Genomic DNA, 21196 nt, shown 5'->3' with positions numbered 1-21196 from the left:
TTTTTCTAAAACTAATCTTACGCATTCTAATTTAAATGCATAATCGTACTTGACTTTTCTTTCCATAAAAATACCCCCAAATAGTGTCTAACTTTTTGGGGGCAGTGCAAATTTGAGCCTTTTTTTATGGTGTTAAAACCAACTTCTTTTATTAACTTGATAAGTTTGATAAAAATCTTCATCTGTTTTAGTAAGATAGATTATCCCTTCAATTAATCCAATTGTACATATGATAAATGTTCCAAAAAGTGGAATAACAAAACAAGACAATGCAATCCCTAAAACTGTAATTACTAGCATTATAACTCCTTCGTTGGTATATCCTAAAATGAATTTATGCACTCCAAGTCCTCCTAATAAAATAGCACATATTCCAGCTACTACTTTTTTATTTTCTTGGTGTGGTTGTGTAGGTTGATTCCATTCTTCTACGGGTCTTGTTGTTTCCATCTCTGTTAATTTATTTAGTTAATTATTTAAAAGCGCTATCTACAGGTTCCCAAAGCTCAATTTTGTTCTCTTCTAAATCCATAATCCAAGCAAACTTTCCATATTCATATGTCTGCATTTCCCCCACAATTGTTACACCTTCTTGCGATAATTTTTTGAGAAGTGATTCCAAATCGTGTACTCTAAAGTTTTGCATAAACTCTTTTTTCGAAGGCTCAAAATAGTTGGTCTCTTTTGAAAATGGACTCCATTGCGTTGAACAATCATTCCCATTTGTATCTTTCCACCAAAAAGTAGCACCATAAGCATCAGTATTAAACCCTAAATGTTTACGATACCATTTTTTTACCTCTTTTGAATCATTCGTTTTAAAAAAGAATCCTCCAATTCCTGTTACACGAATATCTTCTTTTTTTTCAAATTCTTCAAAATACAGTGCTTTAATTTTATTAACAATTGTTTGCGCTAATTTTTCATGACTCTCAAAGGTCCAACCGGCAATATGTGGTGATAACAATACATTATCCGCTTGTAAAAGATAGGAAAAAGCAGCTGGTAATTCTCTCGACTCCGCTCGAGATGACTCAAAGAGCGTTTCAAAAGATAATTTTTCATATTCTAGTACGTCTAATCCTGCTCCAAGTATTTTTTTATTCTTTAAGGCTTCCACTAAATCGGATGTGACTACACTTTTACCTCTTGCGGTATTAATCAACCAAAAGGCCTTGGTAAAACTATTAATAAAAGTAGCGTCTATCATTTTATTGGTTTCCGGTGTCCAAGGAATATGCAAACTCAGCACATCTGCTTTTTCTTGTAACTCTTTTAAGGTGACTTGTTTTGCGTTGGCATCAGCCACATTGGGTAAAATATCATAACACAACACCTCCACATCAAAACCACGTAATTTTTTTGCAAAAGCTTTACCCATATTTCCATAACCAATAATACCCACTGTTTTGCCGTCTAATTCATGGCCACGATTGGCTTCTCGGTTCCATTTCCCATTTTTCACTTCTGCATCCGCTTTATTGAGGTTATTAAATAACGACAATAGCATCCCTAATGCATGTTCGCCCACAGCATTTCGATTCCCTTCAGGAGCTGCTATTAAGTGAATTCCTTTTTTTTGTGCGTACTCACAATCGATACTTTCCAAACCGGCACCTACTCTCGCGATAAATTGCAGATTTTTCGCTTTATCTAAAAAAGTATTGTCAATTTTAAAGCGACTACGAATTACAATTCCGTTATAATTTTCAATTTTGGCTTCAATTGCTTCTTTAGAAGAGGTATAATCCGCTTCGTTAATAAATCCTGCAGCTTCTAATTGGTTCCAAAGCAAAGGATGATTGGAATCGATATGTAAAATTTTGATGGTATTGGGTTTCATTTCTTTGTTTTAAAAGTTAAAGATAACTATATTTTAAAAAAAGAAAGAAAGATTTTAAAACCCTAAAATGGCTTTGGCAATTGTAAAAAAGATAATAATTCCCATAATATCATTACTCGTTGTGATAAAAGGACCTGTTGCCAATGCAGGATCGATTCCATATTTATCCAAAATAATTGGAATAAAAGTCCCTATTAAAGAAGCCATTATAATTACAGATAATAACGCTAAAGAAACAGTCATTCCGGTTTGAAAATCAATACCTAATAAGAAATGACTCCCTAACATTAAAATTAAAGACAGAATACAACCATTTAATAAACTTAAAGAAAGTTCTTTTAATAATCGATTTAAAAGGGAACCCGATAAGGCATTATTTGCCAAACCTTGTACTATAATCGCAGAAGATTGCACTCCTACATTTCCAGCCATTGCAGCAATAAGCGGTGTAAAAAAGAATAAATTACGGTGTTCTTCCATAGCTGGTTCATAAATTCCTAAAACACGAACCGAAACAAAACCACCAAATAAAGCTAAAACCAACCAAGGTAATCGTGCTTTTGTTAGTTCCAAAATACTATCGTCAGCTTCCACATCTTGGGAGATACCCGCAGCCAACTGATAATCTTTATCCGCTTCTTCTTTAATCACGTCGACCACGTCATCAATCGTAATTCGCCCCACCAATCTTCCTAATTCATCAACCACTGGAATAGCTTCCAAATCATATTTTTGCATGATTCTCGCAACCTCTACATTTTCGGTATTGACTTTTACATAATCTACTTTTGGAATGTATACTTCGCTAATTGGAGTTTTGGTAGAAGTGGTTAAAAGGTCTTTTAAAGACAACCTTCCTTTTAATCTATTTTCATCATCAACTACATAGATAGAATGCACGCGAGAAACATTTTCAGCTTGGGCACGCATCTCTTTCACACACGTGAGTACATTCCAATTTTCATTGACTTTTACTAACTCTTTTGCCATTAAACCACCAGCAGAATCTTCGTCATAACGTAATAAATCAACAATGTCTTTTGCATGTTCAACATCTTCTAACTCAGAAATTACTTCTTCTTTTCTAGATTGAGGTAATTCGGCAATGATATCGGCAGCATCATCGGTACTTAACTCATCGATTTCTTCTGCAATTTCTTTAGCAGACAAACTTCTAAGAATTTTTTCACGAACTTCTTCGTCTAATTCCAATAGAATTTCGGCTGTTTTTTCGGAATCTAATGCATTAAAAATATAAATAGCTTCATGAGATTGCATTTCTCCCATGATTTCAGCAATATCAGCAAAGTGTATGTCTTGAAGTAGGTCTAATACTTCCTTTTCCTTATTTTCTTGAATAAGAACTTCTAATTCATCTAATAAGTCTTTACTGATTTTAAACTCCATCGGCCGCTATTTTTTGAGTTAATGTTATAAATTGTTCGTATGAAAGTTGTTCCGGACGCAGGTCAAAGATACTATCTTCTTTTAAATTATCAGAATTTATCATGCTTTTAAGACTGTTTCGCATGGTTTTTCTTCTTTGATTAAAGGCTTGTTTTACTACCGAAAAAAATAGTTTTTCATCGCAAGGCAACTCAAAATTTTCTTTTCGTGTTAAACGTAGCACACCCGATTTTACTTTTGGTGGTGGATTAAACACATGTTCATCGACCGTAAAAAGATATTCTGCTTCATAAAAAGCTTGTGTTAATACAGATAAAATACCATATACTTTGCTTCCTTTTTTCTCACAAATGCGTTCCGCCACTTCTTTTTGGAACATCCCAGAAAATTCTGGAATTTGATGTCGCATTTCTAAGGTTTTAAAAACAATTTGACTCGAAATATTGTAGGGAAAATTACCAATAATTGCAAAAGGTTCTCCCTTAAAAACTTCGTTTAAATCATATTTTAAAAAATCTTTAGAAATAATATGTCCGTGTAATTTTGGATAGTTCTCCTCTAAATAGGCAACCGATTCGGTATCAATTTCGATTACATTGGTTTCAATTGGTTTTTCCAATAAGTATTTGGTTAAAACACCCATTCCTGGTCCAATTTCTAGAACTTTTTGATATCCTTTTAGCGATAAGGTATCGGCTATATTTTGAGCTACACTTTCATCGGTTAAGAAATGTTGACCTAAATGTTTTTTTGCTTTAACTGACATGTTTTGAATTTAGAAATTAAAATGAGAAGTACTTTTGTTAACTTACTTCTATAAAGAAAGGCTTTAGTTAATTCTCTTTTCCATAATGTTCGCTCATGACTTCAAGTTCGGTTCTAAAAGCTAACATTTTATCTGCAAAAAGTTTAAATCCTTCTTCACGCAATCTAGACGCATGATTTTTATAATATTCTTCTAATTTTGCTCTGGAATCTGTGAAATATTGAACGGAATAAGTTGTTCCGCCCATTTCCTCTTCTACTAAAACTTTCACCATTCTAGCACTAATAAAAAGTCCGGTAGAAAGGACATCATCTATATGCTTATTACGCATCCATTGTAACCATTTGTCATGAACACTTTCATCAATATTTACAGTAACGTTGTATATAATCATTCTTTAGTTATTAATCTAATTTATTTTATTTTTAAAGATTGGCATCACCTCTTAGTATTCTAAATTGTTTTCGCGCTTCGGTGAAGTAAATACTATCGGCATGCTCAAAAATCATTTTTTCATAGAGTGGTTTTGCTTTTTCCGGATCATCTAAATATTTCCTATAAATTTCTGCTGAGAAAAACAAAGCTTCATCGACGTAAATTCCATCAGCATGATGCTCTAAAATTTGTTTATAGTAATCAATTGCTTTTTGATACTCTTTTCTTTTACTATATATCGTTGCAATTCTATATAAAGTTTCATCTTCAATAGCATCTCCTTTTTGTTTTTCTAAAATAGAAATAAATCCGTTTAAGGCTTGTTCTTCTTTATTTTGATACAACAACAAATCGGCTTTTGCAAAACTTGTTAGCGCTACTCTGGTGCTGTCTTCGTATGAATTATCTTTAATTAATAAAAATAATTCCACCGCATCATTAGCAATAAGCAAACTCGACGATTGTTTCAAAACTTTTACTTGTTGCAATGCCCAATCAAAATCATTCTTATAGTAATTGGCTTTGGCCATCTTCATACTAGCTTCATGCGCAAGAACGTCATTCTTCATGTTTTCTTCCACCTGAGCATAATATAATATCGATTGATTGAATTTTTCATCGAAAAGTAATACATCAGCGAGTTCCATTTTTATTTCTGAAATTTCTCTATTATTCAATCGCAACTTTAATGCTTTGTTCAACAACGAACTAGCCTCTTGGGGTTGATTCAAATAAAAAGCTTTAAAATGTGCTTGCAATTTAATTAAAGCAACTGTAGTAGATTGAAAACCATACTTTTCTAACAAGTAATTTAATTCACTATCTATTTTAGAATAGTCAGATGGAGTTGCTTCTTCCATTTTGAGTTGCATTAAAAGCGTTTGAGCAGCAACTTGTTGGGAAACATCATTGGTGTTTTCTAACACATATTCTAAAATCGAAATCGCATCTTCTTCTTGTTTATCATCAACAGCCATATACGCTAAAGATAAGATGGCATTTAAGCTCTCTGGATTTCTTTTATAAATGGCTTTCTCTTGAATAAATGCTTTACCATATTCTTTTTGCTGTACATACAACCAACTTAAAAATTGGTTCCAATATATATCTGGATTTTTTTGAGTACGAAGCAACAATGTTTTTTTAAGATAATTTAAAAAAGTACTTTGTGCTTCATCGGCTATGAAACGCGTTAAATAATTTTGGACAATAGCTGTATTATCTTGTTTCTCATACGCATAATCTAATAATTTGTCGGTCATGAGCTCAATATTTCCCAATTGCCCTTGTAATAAGGCTATTTGATAATCAAAATTCAATTCAGGATTTACTTCTTGCCCTTTTTCGTAAGCCTTTAAAGCCCATTCTACTAGCACTTTTTTTTCAAAACCACTTCCTATTTGATAGGCATAAGCGGGTTGATTTTCAATCTCTTTGAGTGCTAATTCATATTGCTTGATGGCCTTATTTTCTTGTTTTTGCAATTGATAATTATAGCCTAAATCGATGTATAATATAGGTTGGTCATATCTTTTTTTGCGTTCTAAAATGGCTTTTTCGGCTTTATCAAATTGCTCTAATTGTTGATAACAATCAATAATTCTTTGAAAAAAATAATAGTTAGAAGGTTGTTTTGCACCAATTTGTTCCAATAAAGTAAGTGCCTTTTCAAATTCTCCTTTTTCATAATAATCCAACGCCAATTGTTCACTTTGAGCAGCAACAATCAGTGAGATAAAAAAGAAGATAGTACACGCAATTTTTTTCATGGAATTGGCAAAAAACAAATAATGTACTAAAGTAACACTTTTGCGTTAAATTAGTACATTATTAAGTGAAGATTAACGATTTAGTTAATGATGTCGAAACCAGTATATTTCCTTAAAACTTCTGGAATTACAATTCCTTCAGGAGTTTGATAGTTTTCTAAAATTCCAGCTAGTACTCTTGGCAAAGCCAATGAACTTCCGTTTAAAGTATGAACTAGTTGATTTTTACCTTCTTTATCTTTAAAACGTAATTTCAATCTATTCGATTGGAACGTTTCAAAATTAGAAACAGAAGAAATTTCCAACCAACGATCTTGAGCAGTTGAAAAAACTTCGAAGTCATAGGTTAAAGCTGAAGCAAATCCCATATCTCCTCCACATAATCTTAACACTCTATACGGTAATTTTAGTTCTTTTAAAATGTCTTTTACATGTTCTACCATTCCATCTAAAGCTTCATATGATTTTTCAGGATGTTCAATACACACAATTTCAACTTTGTCAAATTGATGCAAACGATTTAAACCTCTTACATGCGCTCCATAAGAACCTGCCTCTCTTCTAAAACAAGGTGTGTAACCCGTACAAAGGATTGGCAATTCATTTTCATTTAATAACACATCTCGAAATAAGTTGGTCACTGGTACTTCAGCAGTAGGAATTAAATACAAATTATCTTCTCCTACATGATACATTTGACCTTCTTTATCTGGTAACTGTCCTGTACCAAAACCAGAAGCTTCATTAACCAAATGAGGCACTTGAAATTCTTGGTAACCAGCATCCGTATTTTTATCTAAAAAATAGGTAATTAGAGCACGTTGTAACTTAGCCCCTTTCCCTTTATATACTGGAAAACCAGCACCTGTAATTTTTGCTCCTAAATCAAAATCAATGATATCATACTTCTTAGCTAATTCCCAATGAGGCAAAGCACCTTCATGCAATTGAGGTACAGCACCTTCTTCAAAAATATTTAGATTATCATCAGGTGTTTTTCCTTCTGGCACAATTTCAGCTGGAAGATTTGGTATTTTATACAATTCCGTTTGTAATTCTTCTGTAACTGCGTTTAAAGTTTCGGTTAACTCTTTAGTTTGATCTTTAAACTTTGCTGTTTTTTCTTTTAAAATTTCCGCTTTTGCCTTTTCACCACTTTTCATTAAAGCACCAATGTCTTTGGATAGCTTATTGGACTCTGCAAGAATATTATCTAATTCTACTTGAGTTGCTCTTCTTTTTTCATCGAGTGCAACTACTAATTCCACCAAACTCTTAGCTTCTAAATTTCTTTTGGCCAATCGTTTAATTACTTCGTCCTTGTTTTCTCTAATAAATGCTACCTGTAACATGATTTTTAAAATTTTAAGAGGCAAATTTAATGAATTTGACTTTAGTTTCTCGAAAATATATATAAAAGTTAAAATGCAGAAAATCTTTTTTAAAAAGACTGTTCATTTGCTTCATAAAAAGCATCAATGGATAATTTTTCCTGTTGCGAAGCCATTACAGCCAAGGCATCACAACGTTCATTTTGAGGATGGTTATTATGGCCTTTAACCCATTTAAAATCGACTTGATGTTTACGATATACTTTTAAAAACCGAATCCACAAGTCAGGATTTTTTTTATTCTTGAAGTTTATTTTTTCCCATTGAAATACCCATCTTTTTTCAACAGCATCTACCACATATTTAGAATCTGAAACTACGAGCACCTTCATTTTAGGATTTTTTAATTTTTCCAAACCTACAATAACTGCCAATAATTCCATTCTATTATTCGTAGACAAACGAAATCCTTCATAGAATTCTTTTTTATAAGGAGTACCTACTAATTCCATTACCACACCATAACCAGCTGGCCCAGGATTCCCTTTGGCAGCACCGTCTGTATATATGTGTACTTCGTGCATAAAATTATGGAATTAATAGGGATTCGATAACAACTGGAAAAAACTCATGTTCCAATTGATGCACTTTTTCAGCAATTTGTTCTGAAGTTGTACAATCAGTAACAGCAACCTTTTTTTGAAAAATATAAGCCCCTTCATCGTAATGCTCATTCACATAATGAATGGTTATACCTGTTTCTTCTTCTTTATTCTCTAATACCGCTTGATGCACATGAATTCCATACATGCCTTTCCCTCCGTATTTAGGGAGTAAAGCAGGATGAATATTAATCACTTTATTAGGATAATGCTGAATAATGGAAGCTGGAAATTTCCACAAAAAACCAGCCAATACTATCAAATCGGGCTGAATCGCATTTAGTTGCTTTAAAACAGCTCCTTCATTAAGCTCTTCTTTCGTAAAAACTACAGCATCTATCTTATGATTTTCAGCGAGTTGCAAAACTTTGGCACGAGGATTGTTAGAAAAGATGCCGACTACGTGTGCTAGATTTGATTTTTTGAAATGTAATATTATTTTCTCGGCATTGGAACCAGTACCAGAAGCAAATATGACTATTTTTTTCATTATCCTGTAATTTTTATTACACAAAAAAAAGAATAATAATTGGTAAAAAATAGAAAAATGAAGTCTTTGTGAATTATTTTTTTTAATTTCGTAGTCTTATTTAGTAACAAAAAGGTTGTTTTAAAATAAAGTTTTTTATTTTTGCCAACAAATTAAATTAAAATTAAAAGATTATGTCAGACATTGCATCAAGAGTAAAAGCGATTATCGTAGACAAATTAGGTGTTGACGAAAATGAAGTTGTAGCTGAAGCTAGCTTCACTAACGATTTAGGAGCTGATTCATTAGACACTGTTGAGCTAATTATGGAATTCGAAAAAGAATTTGATATTCAAATTCCAGACGATCAAGCTGAAAACATTGCTACTGTAGGTCAAGCTATTTCTTACATCGAGGAAGCTAAGAAATAATATCAAAACACTCATTTGATGGAGTATCAAATGGGTGTTCTTGTTTCGCTTTTCTCTTCACCTTATAGAAATAAGGTTATCTTTAGTTATATTAAAATTATGATTAAAGATTCGATTAAATAAGTTTTTAATTATATTTTTATATATTTATAACCAGAAATTTATTTTATTAGTAGAAAACATTGATTGTATTACAATCATAAAAATAAACTATGTAATACCCATTGTTTCTTTTAGTTATTATTAAAAGCACTTTGGGTTTTTTTATATAATCAAAACATATTTATATGCAATTAAAGCGTGTTGTTGTAACTGGTTTAGGAGCGCTAACTCCAATAGGAAATAACATTCAAGAATATTGGGATGCGTTAATCAGCGGAAAAAGTGGTGCCGCTCCCATTACCTATTATGATACAGAGAAGCATAAGACTAAATTTGCTTGTGAAGTTAAAAACTTCAAAGTAGAAGACTTTATCGATAGAAAAGAAGCGAGACGTTTAGACAAATTTTCGCAATATGCTATTGTTGCCAGTGATGAAGCGATAAAAGATGCAGGTATTACACCTGAAAATATTAACAAACACCGTGTAGGTGTAATTTGGGGAGCAGGAATTGGTGGTTTAGAAACTTTCCAAGAGGAAGTTTTAAGCTATGCTGCTGGAGATGGAACACCGAGATTTAACCCCTTTTTTATTCCTAAAATGATTGCCGATATTGCTCCAGCTCACATTTCTATGCGAAATGGTTTTATGGGACCTAATTACACTACAGTGTCTGCTTGTGCCTCATCTGCGAATGCCATGATTGACGCATTCAATTACATTCGTTTAGGAATGTGTGATGTTATCATTTCAGGTGGTTCTGAAGCAGCAGTAACTATTGCTGGAATGGGCGGTTTCAATTCGATGCATGCTTTATCAACACGAAACGACAGTCCTGAAACCGCTTCAAGACCTTTTGACGCTACTCGTGATGGGTTTGTATTAGGTGAAGGTGCAGGTGCTTTAGTTTTAGAAGAATATGAGCATGCAAAAGCGCGTGGGGCTAAAATTTACTGTGAAATAGGTGGTGGTGGTATGTCTTCAGATGCGTATCATTTAACAGCACCTCATCCAGAAGGAATTGGAGTAATTGCAGTAATGGAAAACTGTTTACGTGATGCTGGTGTGCAACCTGAAGAAGTTGAACACATTAATACACACGGAACTTCTACACCTTTAGGAGATGTTGCAGAGTTAAAAGCTATTAGTGCTGTTTTTGGTGATCATGCTAAAAATATCAATATTAACTCTACCAAATCTATGACAGGTCACTTATTAGGGGCTGCTGGTGGAATTGAAGCTATTGCTTCTATTTTAGCCATCAAAAATGGTATCATTCCTCCGACGATTAATCATACAACTGTAGACGAGAATATTAATCCAGAATTAAATTTAACTCTCAATAAAGCTCAAAAGAGAGCTATTAAGATTGCTATGAGTAATACTTTTGGTTTTGGAGGACACAATGCTTGTGTATTATTTAAAAAACTTGAAGCATAAGTTATATGCGTAAATTATTTAAAAAAATAATAAAAAATTCCCGTTCTCCTGAAGACGGGATTTTTTTTGAAAAAATTACCAAAATACTAGGTTTCAAACCTTTAAACTTACGTTATTATAGAAAAGCATTTACGCATCGCTCCTCTAACAAACAAGACGATAACGGAAATCCTTTTAATTATGAACGTTTAGAATTCTTGGGTGACGCTATGCTTGGTAGTGTTATCGCAGCTCATTTATATAATGAAGTACCCACGGGAGACGAAGGGTATCTTACTAAAATGCGCTCTAAAATAGTGAGTAGAGAACATTTAAATGAATTAGGTAGAGATTTCAATTTGATACAGTTTGTGGAAAGTAAAGTAAATCCACAACATTTTGGAGAAAATATTCATGGAAATATTTTTGAAGCATTTATAGGAGCCATCTATTTAGACAGAGGATTTCCTTTTTGTGAAAAATTCATTTATGACAAAGTTATTGAGCCTTATGTTGACATTCCAAAATTAGAAGGAAAAGTAATTAGCTATAAAAGCTTAGTTATAGAATGGTGTCAAAAAGAAAAAAAACAATTCAATTTTGATGTTTTTGACGATACGGGCATTGAAGAACAAAAATATTTTGGGGTTAAACTTACTATTGATCAAAAAATAGTAGCCAAAGGCAGAGCAACATCTAAGAAAAAAGCTGAAGAAAAAGCAGCCAAAAGAGCCTATTTTGCGCTTCAAGAAAAAATAGACAAAAAATAACGATTATAAGTCGTAACTAAAACGTTTTCGTTAGTAAACTATCCTTAACTTCTTTAAAAACAATACTTTTTATTTATTTTAAATAGTATATTTACAACTTATTTTTAAGAGATATGGCTATTCATAAAATTCAAATAAATGATTTTATTTCGATAGATTATGAGCTTATTGCCATACATTCTAGCCTTGAAGACTATCGTTTAGCCTATTTTATTAATAAAGCATTACAAATTCAGCTAAGCAAAAGTAATTCGAATATCGAAATAGAAACAAAAGAAGGTAAAAGCGAGTTCAGTCATTTTATCTTTGATGATGAAGTTAACGATATCATTTGGAATGTATTTGAAAATAAAGCAACAGCTATTCCCTCTGAAAAAACAACTAATGGAATTTTCGATTCGGTAGATGTTACAATGTATGTGGTACCTGAATTTAAAAAAGCGGATTATATTTTGAAAATTGAAAATATGGAAACAGTTATTTTTCCTTTAGAAAGAATAATTCAAAAACTTTCAAAGATTTCCCAAATTTCCATGGTGTACCGTATTGACCAGAACAAACTTAAATCAAAAAATAATTTAATTTTTTAATTAAAATGCCAACAACAAAAAAGACCAAAATTGTAGCCACATTAGGACCTGCAACTAGTTCAAAAGAAGTTTTAAAAGACATGATCGAAGCTGGAGTTAATGTTTTCAGAATTAACTTTTCACATGCTGATTATGAAGATGTAAAAGAAAGGATAGACATGATTCGAGAACTGAATGAAGAATTTGGTTATACTACTTCTATTCTAGGTGATTTACAAGGACCCAAATTGAGAGTTGGAGTAATGAAAGAAGATGTTGTCGTTGCCAAAGGGGATAAAATAACTTTTACAACAGCTGAAGACATCTTAGGAACTGCTTCTAAAGTATACATGAATTACAAAGCATTTCCAAAAGATGTGAATGCGGGAGAACGTATTCTTTTAGATGATGGTAAACTTATTTTTGAAGTCGTTAAAACAGATAAAAAGACAGAAGTTGAAGCGGTAGTTATTCAAGGAGGTCCATTAAAATCGAAAAAAGGAGTTAATTTGCCTAACACGAAAGTTTCTTTACCTGCTTTAACTAAAAAAGACATTAAGGATGCCATTTTTGCTATTGAAAATAAAGTAGATTGGATTGCTTTATCTTTTGTAAGAACTCCAAAAGATTTAGAAGAATTACAAGACTTGATTGCTAAACATTCAGATCATAAAATTCCTATTGTTGCTAAAATTGAAAAACCAGAAGCAGTAGAAAACATTGATAAAATTGTTGCTTTTTGCGATGCTTTAATGGTAGCTCGTGGCGATTTAGGTGTGGAAATTCCTGCAGAACAAGTACCGTTAATTCAAAAGAAATTAATTCATAGAGCAAAAACAGCTCGAATTCCTGTAATTGTTGCTACGCAAATGATGGAAACAATGATTACCAGTTTAACTCCTACTCGTGCAGAAGTAAACGACGTAGCAAACTCTGTTATGGATGGAGCGGATGCAGTAATGCTTTCTGGAGAAACCTCTGTAGGAAATTATCCTGTTCAAGTAATTGAAACCATGACACGTATTATTGAAAGCGTTGAAGATTCTCCACTTATTAAAGTGCCTTTAAATGCTCCTCATGTACGTACCAAACGTTTTATTACTAAATCGATTTGTTATCATGCTGCCATTATGGCTGATGATATTGCTGCTAAAGCCATAACAACTTTAACAAATAGTGGTTATACCGCTTTTCAAATTTCGGCATGGAGACCAAAATCTCATATTTTAGTATTTACTTCTAACAAACGTATATTAACGCAATTAAACTTACTATGGGGCGTGAGAGCGTATTACTATGATAAATTTGTGAGTACTGATGATACAGTAGATGATATAAATCAAATATGTAAAGAAAGAGGTTATGTTAAGCCTGGTGATATGGTAATTAACTTAGCAGCCATGCCAATTGTTAAAAAAGGGATGGTAAACACCTTACGTGTTTCTGAAATAGAATAATGTGTATATTTGTTAAAAATAGTAAATCATATGAATTTAAAATCGAAAAACCCTTTTTTAGGATCTAAAGCATTTAATAACACTTCTAGAACTTTTGAAGATGCAACTGTTATTTCTTATGAAGAAACAATGACTGTTAGTGGTGCTATGAATAAAAGTTTTATTCTATTAGCAACCTTATTATTTTCTGCTATAGGAACATGGTTACTAGCTTACAATGGTTATAACCCAATGTTGTTTGCAATTGGTGGAGCTATTGTAGGTTTTGTATTAGTTTTAATTGCTTCTTTTAAACCAGAAACCTCAACTTGGGTAGCTCCAGGTTATGCTTTATTTGAAGGTTTATTTATTGGAGGAATTTCAGCATTTTTTGAAGCAGCATATCCAGGAATTGTAATTCAAGCAGTAAGTTGCACTTTTGTAACTTTTATTATTTGTTTTGCTTTGTACAAATACCAGATTGTAAAAGTTACTGAAAAATTCAAATCTGTCGTAATTGCTGCGACTTTTGCGATTGCTACTTACTATTTATTATCTTGGATTCTATCTTTTTTCATTAATTTCGAACCCGTACACAGAGGCAACTCATTAATGAGTATTGGAATTAGTGTTTTTGTAATTGTAATCGCTTCTTTAAATTTATTTTTAGATTTTGATCAAATTGAAAAGGGAGCAGAAAGAAACTATCCAAAATATATGGAATGGTTTAGTGCTATGGGATTAATGATTACTTTAGTATGGTTATATATTGAATTTTTAAGACTTCTAGCGAAATTATCTAGTAGAGATTAATATTCATCCGATGAAATATCTAAAAAAGCAACTCCTCGGAGTTGCTTTTTTAGTATCCTTTAAAATCAAATTGGAGTTGTATGGATATACTTTTTTGTTTGGGCTCTTCTGCTTTTTTAGATTCTTGATTGTTTAAATTATGCAAGGATAATCCCAAAAGACGCACCGAGTCTTTTAATCGTTCTTGATACAATAACTCTTTGGCTACATCAATTAATAAACTTTTGTCGGAAATATAATAGGGTAATGTTTTACTTCTCGTTTGCAATGTAAAATCGGAATATTTTAATTTTAGCGTAATGGTCTTGCCTGCAATTTTACTTTTTTGCAAGCGTTTTTCTAGTTCGTTAGCAATACTGATTATTTTTTCTTCTAAAAATACTTCTGAAGAAAGGTTTTCAAAAAAAGTGCGTTCAGCTCCAACCGATTTAATCGTGCGATTGGGTTTAACTTGACTGTTATGAATTCCTCTACAAATTTGATAATAATACAATCCACTATTACTAAAATGTTTTTCTAGGAATTCTAATGGTTTTTGTTTCAAATCATATCCTGTAAAAACCCCCAATTGGTACATTTTTTCTGCTGTCACTTTCCCTATTCCGTAGAATTTTTTAATGTCTAGTTTTTCTAAAAAAGCTTCAACTTCTTTTGGATTAACCGTTTTTTGTCCGTTGGGCTTGTTGTAATCAGAAGCTACTTTAGCAACAAATTTATTAATAGAAATACCCGCAGAAGCGGTAAGACCTACTTCTTCAAAAATGCGCTTTCTAATTTCCTGAGCGATTAAAGAAGCACTGGGATTGTTTTTTTTGTTTACAGTAACATCCAAATAAGCCTCGTCCAAAGATAACGGTTCCACCAAATCAGTGTATTCAAAAAATATTTTTCTAATTTTTCTAGAAATTTCTTTGTACCGATCAAATCGAGGTTTTACAAAAATTAAATCAGGACAATTGCGTTTGGCTTGTAGTCCACTCATGGCGCTTCGCACTCCAAATTTACGTGCTTCATAACTCGCAGCACTTACTACTCCACGCACTTCACTTCCTCCAACAGCTAGTGGTTTTCCTTTCAAATCGGGGTTATCCATTTGTTCCACAGAAGCATAAAAAGCATCCATGTCTATGTGAATAATTTTTCGATATTGAATTCCTTCTTCCATATTACAAATTTATAGTATATTTGATTACCCTAGCCCTGATAGTAGTGAAAATCCTTTTATTGCGAATCAAATATTGATAAAGCAACTGGTTTATTTAGCAATAAAAGATTGCAACGGATAGCAGGAAATTGCTTCAAAAAAGAAAAATACTTATGGTTGAAATTGAACGTAAATTTTTAGTGACCTCAAATGCTTTTATAAAAGAAGCGGTGAAACACAATCGTATTGTACAAGGTTATCTATCGAGTGTTCCGGAACGAACCGTTCGTGTTCGAATAAAAGGAGCAAGTGGTTATGTGACGATTAAAGGTAAGAGCACAAGTTCAGGCATGACACGAATGGAATGGGAAAAAGAAATTTCGATTGAAGAAGCTGAACAATTATTAACGCTTTGTGAGAAAGGCATGATTGATAAAACTCGTTATGAAGTTATTGTAGGGGTTCATGTTTTTGAGGTAGATGTTTTTTCAGGTGAAAACCAAGGTTTAGTAGTAGCCGAAATTGAGCTTTTAAGAGAAGATGAAACCTTTGAGCGCCCCGATTGGTTAGGAAAAGAAGTAACTACAGATGAACGCTATTACAACAGTTATTTGAGTAAAAATCCGTTTAGTAGTTGGAAAAATTAGAATAAATCGAAATTTTCTTTGGTCAGAATTCCTTTTAATTTAAGAATGATAAAATACTCAATTGCTTGAGGTATAGAATAGCTTTCAAACACTTTATATTTCCATAATTTTTCATCGATATCTTCAAAATTAATATTATGAAACAATTCGACATCTACATCTTTTCGAATTAATTGCTTGGTTTTAGCTTCTTCTAATAAAGGTCGGACTACATTTTCATACATGAATACTTTATAGTGTTTGTACACATCCATAGCATCAGGATGGTATTTTTTTAAACTAAATAAAAAAACCGGATTGATATTGCTAATGTTTTCGATACCAACTTTATAAATAGCGATAATTTTTAAGAGCGGATTTTCTTCTTTGCTTTTGATTACCGCCACTTCTTCTAAAAAATTTTGCCATAATAAATCGATTGCTTCTGTTATAAGTGCTTCTTTATTTTCAAATAGACAATAGAGCGTTTTTTTAGACAATCGAAATTCATTGGCAATATCATCCATGGTAATGATTTTGCTTCCATTTTTAAGAAAATGCGTTAATGCTTTTTCAATGATTTCTTTTTTTCGATCCATAGAAAATAAAGTTGAAAACCCTGCTTTCACAGGGCTTTAATTAGTTTCCACCGCCTAATGCTTTGTATAATGAGATTACGGCATTCATTTGTTTGTATTTATTGTCGATATAGTTAATTTCAGTATTTAAGGCATTGTCTTTTGCTGTTAGAACTTCTAAATAGGTAACCAAACCATATTGAAGTAATTCATCTGAATAGGTAGCTGCATTCGTTAATGCTTCTAATTGCTTTTCACGAATCGTTAATTTATCGGTTTCATTTTCATAACTAGCCAAAGCATCAGAGACTTCTTTTCCTGCAACCAACAAGGCTTTTTCATATTGTAAATAAGCTTTTTGTTGATTGGCTTTGGCCACTTCCAAACGCGTTTTATTTTGACGTTGATTAAAAATAGGTTGTGTTAAACCCGTAATTATATTCGCAAAAATAGACTTAGTATTGAACCAATCTTTTAATTCTAAAGCTTGTAAACCACCTGTTGCATTTACCGTTAACGAAGGGTAAAAATAACTTCTGGCTACATTGGTTAATTCAAAAGTATTCCTAAAATTGAGCTCTGCAGCTACAACATCAGGTCTTTTACTTAATAAATAGGCTGGTAATCCAACGGAAACATCTGCTTCTATTTGTTGCTCTTCAAAAGTAGATCGAGCAACGGCTCCTGGAGCTTTTCCTAACAGTTGGTTAAATGCATTTTCTAAGACTTTACGATTGTATTCCAAATCTTTCAAAATAATTTCAGTTGCATATTTTTGAGCTTCTGTTTGTTGTACTGCGACTTCGTTTACACTTCCCGCTTTTTTTAAGGCTTGAATAACTTCCACACTTGTGTTTCTATTTTCGATAGTTTGAGTAACTACTTGTATTTGCGCATCGGTAGCTAACAACTGATAATATAAAGAAGCGATATTGGCTACCAATTGCGTTTGTATCGCTTGCTTTGCGGCTTGTGATTGTAAATATTGAGCAAAAGAAGCTCTTTTATTACTTCTTATTTTTCCCCAAATATCGGCTTCCCAACTTAATTTACCAGATAACTCATACTGATCAATACTACTAAAAAGCCTTCCAAACTGACTATTTTCAGAGGTTTCTTGATGTGTCCAAGTTGCATTGGCTGTTAATGTAGGAAGATAACCTGCTTTCCCTTGTTTCATCATTGCTTCAGAAGCGGTAATATTTTGAAGTGCAATCTGCATGTCTAAGTTGTTCTCCAGTCCTTCGTTGATATATCCTTGTAATAAAGCATCCGAGAATAATTCTTCCCAAGAGAGCATCGCTATCGAAGTGCTATCATTACTAAGTTCTGTTCGATATAAATTATCGGTTGTTACTTTAGGCGCTTCGTAATTTTTGGCTACAAAACAAGATTGTAACAAAAAAATACTCGCTAATAAAAGGATACTTTTTATAATATATGGCTTTTTCATTTTAAATTTCTTATTCAATTGTAGCTTCTTCACTTTGAGTCGTTTCTATAGTTTTACTACTTACTTTTTCTTGTAAAGCTTGGAAAATGATAAATAAAACCGGAATAATAAACACTCCTAAAACGGTACCTATTAACATGCCTCCAATAGCTCCTGTTCCAATAGCATTATTACCAATAGCTCCTGCTCCTTTAGCCAACATTAAAGGCAACAATCCTAAAATAAAAGCGAAAGAGGTCATTAATATAGGTCGTAAACGTGCCACAGCTCCTTGAACTGCAGCTTGTGCAATACTCCAGCCTTTCCTTCTCGCTTCAGCAGCAAATTCTACTATAAGAATGGCATTCTTAGCTAATAATCCAATTAACATAATCAAAGTAATTTGCAAATAGATATTGTTACTTACATTAAAAAAGTAAGCAAAAACATAAGCTCCCGCCAAACCTACTGGTAAAGAAAGTAGCACCGCAAAAGGCAACATATAACTTTCATATTGAGCCGCTAACAAGAAATAAACAAATATTAAACACAATAAGAAAATATAAAGGGTTTGCCCTCCTGCACTAATTTCTTCTCTTGTCATTCCTGAAAATTCATATCCGTAACCTAATGGCAAACTTTGACTGGCTACTTCTTCCACTGCTTTAATGGCATCTCCTGTACTAAAACCTTCATTAGGTGCTCCTGTAATTTTCACCGAAGTGAACAAGTTGAATCGGTCGATGGCTTGGGGTCCAAAAACTTTTTCTAAGGTTAAAAATTGAGAAATAGGAGCCATTTGACCTTTATTGTTACGAACCATAATTTTATTCAATGATTCTGGGTCACTTCTAAATTGAGGTTCCGATTGATACACCACGCGATATTGTTTTCCAAATTTATTAAAGTTGGATGCATATACTCCTCCATAATAGCCTTGCATGGTTCCTAAGATATCGGTAACTGCTAAACCTGATTTTTTAATCGCCGCTACATTCAAATCGATTCGGTATTGCGGATAATTTGGTGAAAAAGAAGTGGCTGCATATTTAATTTCCGGTCTACCATTCAAAGCCTTTAAAAACGAATTATTCACTTCACTTAATTCTTTGATAGAACCTCCTTTTTGATCTTGCAATTGCAACTCAAAACCATTGGTAAAACCAAAACCAACTAGAGTAGGGCGCGCAAAAAATAAGACTCTTGCATCTTTTACAGCTGCTGCTCTTTTAAACAAGTCTTGAACAATGGCTGTCACTTCTTGATTCTTTTCAGGACGATCAGACCATGGTTTTAATTTTACAATTACCATTCCGTAATTGCTTCCTGTACCACTGATTAAACTTCGTCCAGAAATCCGAAGTACTTCTTTTATTTCAGGAATGTCTTTTACTTTATTTTCAATTTGCAATAAAACTTCTTCTGTTCGTTCTAATGAAGTTCCTGGAGGAAGTGATACATCTGAAAGTATGGCTCCTGTATCTTCGCTTGGTACAAAAGCTTTTGGGGTAACATTTAACAATAAAACATAAATTCCTGCAAAAAGAGCTATTCCTAAAAAGGCCAACCATTTGCGTTTGATGAAAAACTCGACCGACTTTTTATATTTTACCGTAGTAGCGTCAAAAGCGACATTAAAAGCACTATAAAAACGTTTTAACACGCCTTTTTTCTCTTCGTCCTTTTCATGATGTTTTAAGAAAATAGCACATAAAGCAGGAGAAAGCGTTAACGCATTAATCGCAGATAAAACGATAGACACCGCTAATGTTAATCCAAATTGTTTATAGAAAACCCCTGCTGATCCATTAATAAAAGAAACGGGAATAAATACCGCGGACATGACTAAAGTAATCGAAATAATCGCACTACTAATTTCGTTCATCGCACTGTGTGCTGCTTTTTTAGGATTATGTTCTCCTGCTTCCATTTTGGCATGGACCGCTTCTACCACTACAATTGCATCATCCACTACAATTCCTACGGCTAGTACTAAAGCAAATAAGGTTAATAAATTGATGGTAAAACCAAAAATACTCAAGAAAAAGAAGGTTCCTACAATTGCTACTGGTACGGAAATAGCAGGAATAAGTGTGGATCTCCAATCTTGCAAGAAAATAAATACTACTACAAACACTAATAAAAAGGCTTCAATTAAAGTGTGAATAACTTTGGTAATGGATTCACTTAAAAAGTCATTCGCATTAATTAAGGTAGTATATTTAATTCCTTTAGGAAAATTAACAGCAGATTGATCTAATACCTGTAGAGACCCTTCAATTACCTCTTGTGCATTGGAACCAGCCGTTTGCGCAATAGCAATAGCCACCGACTGATTTCCATTGGTTAACGTATTACTGGCATAATTTACAGCACCCAATTCAATTCTAGCTACATCTCCCAGTTTAAGAATCTCTCCGTTTTCAGTAGAACGTACAATAATTTCCTCAAATTCTTTCGTACTTTGTAAACGTCCTTTATATTTTAACGTATATTGAAAAGATTGATCTGCACTTTCACCTAATTGCCCTGGAGCTGCTTCAATGTTTTGTTCTGCTAATAAACTGGTTACATCTGAAGGTACTAAGCCATACGCAGCCATAACATCAGGCTTTAACCAAATACGCATTGAATAATCTTTTTGACCAAAGATTACCGCTTCACCCACTCCTGGAACACGCTTGATTTTAGGTAAAATATTGATATTGGCATAGTTTTGAAGAAAAGTCATATCATATTCTTTATTTTCACTATAGAGTGAAAAAATCAAAATATTATCACTTTGTCTTTTCGCAGTAGTAACTCCTGCTCGCGTTACTTCTTGTGGCAATAATGGAGTAGCTCTTGATACACGATTTTGTACGTTTACAGCAGCTAAATCCGGATTTGTTCCTAATTTAAAATAAATATTTATCACTGCTGAACCGTCATTATTAGAAGTAGAAGTCATGTACGTCATGTCTTCAACTCCATTAATTTGTTCTTCCAATGGAATCACTACCGAATTCATTACAACTTCAGCACTTGCTCCTTGATAATTTGCGGCAACCGTTACAGTAGGCGGTGCTATTTCTGGGTATTGTGAAACAGGAAGTGAGATTAACCCAAGCACTCCCAAAATAACAATGATAATAGAAATCACTGTTGACAATACGGGTCTGTCAATAAATTTTGAAAACATATGTTACTTACTAG

General features: G+C 32.9%; 20 protein-coding genes and 1 pseudogene. 7 read left to right on the top strand and 14 right to left on the bottom strand.

What is annotated here, in order from left to right; genetic code table 11:
• Positions 1 to 132: 132 nt before the first annotated feature.
• The 10 genes and pseudogenes from FHG05_RS10915 to purN all read right to left on the bottom strand — a co-directional run bounded on the left by FHG05_RS10915 (position 133) and on the right by purN (position 8703).
• The gene (locus tag FHG05_RS10915) at positions 133 to 450 is read right to left on the bottom strand and encodes a TM2 domain-containing protein (RefSeq protein WP_140998057.1); all 318 of its coding nucleotides are present in this window, start codon (positions 448 to 450) and stop codon (positions 133 to 135) included.
• Positions 451 to 472: 22 nt separating this feature from the next.
• A complete protein-coding gene (locus FHG05_RS18690) occupies positions 473 to 838 on the bottom strand; it encodes a VOC family protein (protein WP_394344901.1) in 366 nt (121 codons plus the stop codon).
• 42 nt (positions 839 to 880) lie between these two features.
• A pseudogene (locus FHG05_RS10910) lies at positions 881 to 1843 on the bottom strand (2-hydroxyacid dehydrogenase); the annotation flags it as partial.
• A 54-nt stretch (positions 1844 to 1897) separates the two neighbouring features.
• The gene (gene mgtE / locus FHG05_RS10905) at positions 1898 to 3250 is read right to left on the bottom strand and encodes a magnesium transporter (protein ID WP_140998056.1); all 1353 of its coding nucleotides are present in this window, start codon (positions 3248 to 3250) and stop codon (positions 1898 to 1900) included.
• Positions 3240 to 4016: a 16S rRNA (adenine(1518)-N(6)/adenine(1519)-N(6))-dimethyltransferase RsmA gene (gene rsmA / locus FHG05_RS10900; RefSeq protein WP_140998055.1), complete on the bottom strand. Its 777-nt coding sequence runs from the start codon at positions 4014 to 4016 to the stop codon at positions 3240 to 3242. Before rsmA ends, mgtE begins: the two co-directional genes overlap by 11 nt.
• 67 nt (positions 4017 to 4083) lie before the next feature.
• The gene (locus tag FHG05_RS10895) at positions 4084 to 4410 is read right to left on the bottom strand and encodes a DUF4286 family protein (protein ID WP_140998054.1); all 327 of its coding nucleotides are present in this window, start codon (positions 4408 to 4410) and stop codon (positions 4084 to 4086) included.
• 31 nt (positions 4411 to 4441) lie between these two features.
• A complete protein-coding gene (locus tag FHG05_RS10890; protein ID WP_140998053.1) occupies positions 4442 to 6220 on the bottom strand; it encodes a tetratricopeptide repeat protein in 1779 nt (592 codons plus the stop codon).
• 80 nt (positions 6221 to 6300) lie between these two features.
• Complete coding sequence (serS, locus tag FHG05_RS10885) at positions 6301 to 7572, bottom strand: serine--tRNA ligase (protein ID WP_140998052.1); 1272 nt, start codon at positions 7570 to 7572, stop codon at positions 6301 to 6303.
• An 89-nt stretch (positions 7573 to 7661) separates the two neighbouring features.
• Complete coding sequence (gene rnhA / locus FHG05_RS10880; protein WP_140998051.1) at positions 7662 to 8135, bottom strand: ribonuclease HI; 474 nt, start codon at positions 8133 to 8135, stop codon at positions 7662 to 7664.
• Between the two features lie 4 nt (positions 8136 to 8139).
• On the bottom strand, positions 8140 to 8703 hold the full coding sequence (purN, locus tag FHG05_RS10875) for a phosphoribosylglycinamide formyltransferase (RefSeq protein ID WP_140998050.1): 564 nt from the start codon (positions 8701 to 8703) through the stop codon (positions 8140 to 8142).
• Between the two features lie 173 nt (positions 8704 to 8876).
• Here purN and FHG05_RS10870 point away from each other — a divergent pair, with 173 nt between their 5' ends.
• The 6 genes from FHG05_RS10870 to FHG05_RS10845 all read left to right on the top strand — a co-directional run bounded on the left by FHG05_RS10870 (position 8877) and on the right by FHG05_RS10845 (position 14221).
• Positions 8877 to 9113 (top strand): acyl carrier protein, encoded by a 237-nt coding sequence (locus tag FHG05_RS10870; protein WP_002988156.1) that lies wholly within the window; start codon positions 8877 to 8879, stop codon positions 9111 to 9113.
• 287 nt (positions 9114 to 9400) lie between these two features.
• A complete protein-coding gene (gene fabF, locus FHG05_RS10865; RefSeq protein WP_140998049.1) occupies positions 9401 to 10654 on the top strand; it encodes a beta-ketoacyl-ACP synthase II in 1254 nt (417 codons plus the stop codon).
• Between the two features lie 5 nt (positions 10655 to 10659).
• On the top strand, positions 10660 to 11403 hold the full coding sequence (gene rnc / locus FHG05_RS10860; protein WP_140998048.1) for a ribonuclease III: 744 nt from the start codon (positions 10660 to 10662) through the stop codon (positions 11401 to 11403).
• A gap of 113 nt (positions 11404 to 11516) precedes the next feature.
• The gene (locus tag FHG05_RS10855; RefSeq protein ID WP_140998047.1) at positions 11517 to 11993 is read left to right on the top strand and encodes an IPExxxVDY family protein; all 477 of its coding nucleotides are present in this window, start codon (positions 11517 to 11519) and stop codon (positions 11991 to 11993) included.
• A gap of 5 nt (positions 11994 to 11998) precedes the next feature.
• Positions 11999 to 13429 carry a pyruvate kinase gene (pyk, locus tag FHG05_RS10850; RefSeq protein ID WP_140998046.1) on the top strand — a complete coding sequence of 477 codons (1431 nt, stop codon included), beginning with the start codon at positions 11999 to 12001 and terminating at the stop codon, positions 13427 to 13429.
• Between the two features lie 30 nt (positions 13430 to 13459).
• Positions 13460 to 14221 carry a Bax inhibitor-1/YccA family protein gene (locus FHG05_RS10845; RefSeq protein WP_140998045.1) on the top strand — a complete coding sequence of 254 codons (762 nt, stop codon included), beginning with the start codon at positions 13460 to 13462 and terminating at the stop codon, positions 14219 to 14221.
• A gap of 49 nt (positions 14222 to 14270) precedes the next feature.
• Here FHG05_RS10845 and dinB read toward each other — a convergent pair whose 3' ends face one another.
• Complete coding sequence (gene dinB, locus FHG05_RS10840; protein ID WP_140998044.1) at positions 14271 to 15386, bottom strand: DNA polymerase IV; 1116 nt, start codon at positions 15384 to 15386, stop codon at positions 14271 to 14273.
• Positions 15387 to 15538: 152 nt separating this feature from the next.
• Between dinB and FHG05_RS10835 the strand changes: the two genes are divergently transcribed.
• Positions 15539 to 16012 (top strand): CYTH domain-containing protein, encoded by a 474-nt coding sequence (locus tag FHG05_RS10835; RefSeq protein WP_140998043.1) that lies wholly within the window; start codon positions 15539 to 15541, stop codon positions 16010 to 16012.
• Here the strand turns inward: FHG05_RS10835 and FHG05_RS10830 are convergent.
• The 3 genes from FHG05_RS10830 to FHG05_RS10820 are packed head-to-tail and all read right to left on the bottom strand — an operon-like array spanning position 16009 to position 21182.
• Positions 16009 to 16590: a TetR/AcrR family transcriptional regulator gene (locus tag FHG05_RS10830; RefSeq protein WP_140998042.1), complete on the bottom strand. Its 582-nt coding sequence runs from the start codon at positions 16588 to 16590 to the stop codon at positions 16009 to 16011. The genes FHG05_RS10835 and FHG05_RS10830 overlap by 4 nt on opposite strands.
• Before the next feature lie 40 nt (positions 16591 to 16630).
• On the bottom strand, positions 16631 to 18022 hold the full coding sequence (locus tag FHG05_RS10825; protein WP_140998041.1) for an efflux transporter outer membrane subunit: 1392 nt from the start codon (positions 18020 to 18022) through the stop codon (positions 16631 to 16633).
• A gap of 10 nt (positions 18023 to 18032) precedes the next feature.
• Positions 18033 to 21182, bottom strand: coding sequence for an efflux RND transporter permease subunit (locus tag FHG05_RS10820; RefSeq protein ID WP_140998040.1), 3150 nt, complete (start codon positions 21180 to 21182; stop codon positions 18033 to 18035).
• Positions 21183 to 21196: the final 14 nt, after the last annotated feature.

Source organism: Flavobacterium profundi (genome assembly GCF_006491645.1).
Taxonomy (GTDB): domain Bacteria; phylum Bacteroidota; class Bacteroidia; order Flavobacteriales; family Flavobacteriaceae; genus Flavobacterium; species Flavobacterium profundi.
Note: the sequence above shows the minus strand (reverse complement) of the source record. Positions and strands in the feature narration are given on the sequence as shown.

Coding starts and splice junctions, on each gene's coding strand:
- FHG05_RS10915 (WP_140998057.1), bottom strand. CDS start 450: ATGGAAACAACAAGACCCGTAGAAGAATGGAATCAACCTACACAACCA.
- mgtE (WP_140998056.1), bottom strand. CDS start 3,250: ATGGAGTTTAAAATCAGTAAAGACTTATTAGATGAATTAGAAGTTCTT.
- rsmA (WP_140998055.1), bottom strand. CDS start 4,016: ATGTCAGTTAAAGCAAAAAAACATTTAGGTCAACATTTCTTAACCGAT.
- FHG05_RS10895 (WP_140998054.1), bottom strand. CDS start 4,410: ATGATTATATACAACGTTACTGTAAATATTGATGAAAGTGTTCATGAC.
- FHG05_RS10890 (WP_140998053.1), bottom strand. CDS start 6,220: ATGAAAAAAATTGCGTGTACTATCTTCTTTTTTATCTCACTGATTGTT.
- serS (WP_140998052.1), bottom strand. CDS start 7,572: ATGTTACAGGTAGCATTTATTAGAGAAAACAAGGACGAAGTAATTAAA.
- rnhA (WP_140998051.1), bottom strand. CDS start 8,135: ATGCACGAAGTACACATATATACAGACGGTGCTGCCAAAGGGAATCCT.
- purN (WP_140998050.1), bottom strand. CDS start 8,703: ATGAAAAAAATAGTCATATTTGCTTCTGGTACTGGTTCCAATGCCGAG.
- FHG05_RS10870 (WP_002988156.1), top strand. CDS start 8,877: ATGTCAGACATTGCATCAAGAGTAAAAGCGATTATCGTAGACAAATTA.
- fabF (WP_140998049.1), top strand. CDS start 9,401: ATGCAATTAAAGCGTGTTGTTGTAACTGGTTTAGGAGCGCTAACTCCA.
- rnc (WP_140998048.1), top strand. CDS start 10,660: ATGCGTAAATTATTTAAAAAAATAATAAAAAATTCCCGTTCTCCTGAA.
- FHG05_RS10855 (WP_140998047.1), top strand. CDS start 11,517: ATGGCTATTCATAAAATTCAAATAAATGATTTTATTTCGATAGATTAT.
- pyk (WP_140998046.1), top strand. CDS start 11,999: ATGCCAACAACAAAAAAGACCAAAATTGTAGCCACATTAGGACCTGCA.
- FHG05_RS10845 (WP_140998045.1), top strand. CDS start 13,460: ATGAATTTAAAATCGAAAAACCCTTTTTTAGGATCTAAAGCATTTAAT.
- dinB (WP_140998044.1), bottom strand. CDS start 15,386: ATGGAAGAAGGAATTCAATATCGAAAAATTATTCACATAGACATGGAT.
- FHG05_RS10835 (WP_140998043.1), top strand. CDS start 15,539: ATGGTTGAAATTGAACGTAAATTTTTAGTGACCTCAAATGCTTTTATA.
- FHG05_RS10830 (WP_140998042.1), bottom strand. CDS start 16,590: ATGGATCGAAAAAAAGAAATCATTGAAAAAGCATTAACGCATTTTCTT.
- FHG05_RS10825 (WP_140998041.1), bottom strand. CDS start 18,022: ATGAAAAAGCCATATATTATAAAAAGTATCCTTTTATTAGCGAGTATT.
- FHG05_RS10820 (WP_140998040.1), bottom strand. CDS start 21,182: ATGTTTTCAAAATTTATTGACAGACCCGTATTGTCAACAGTGATTTCT.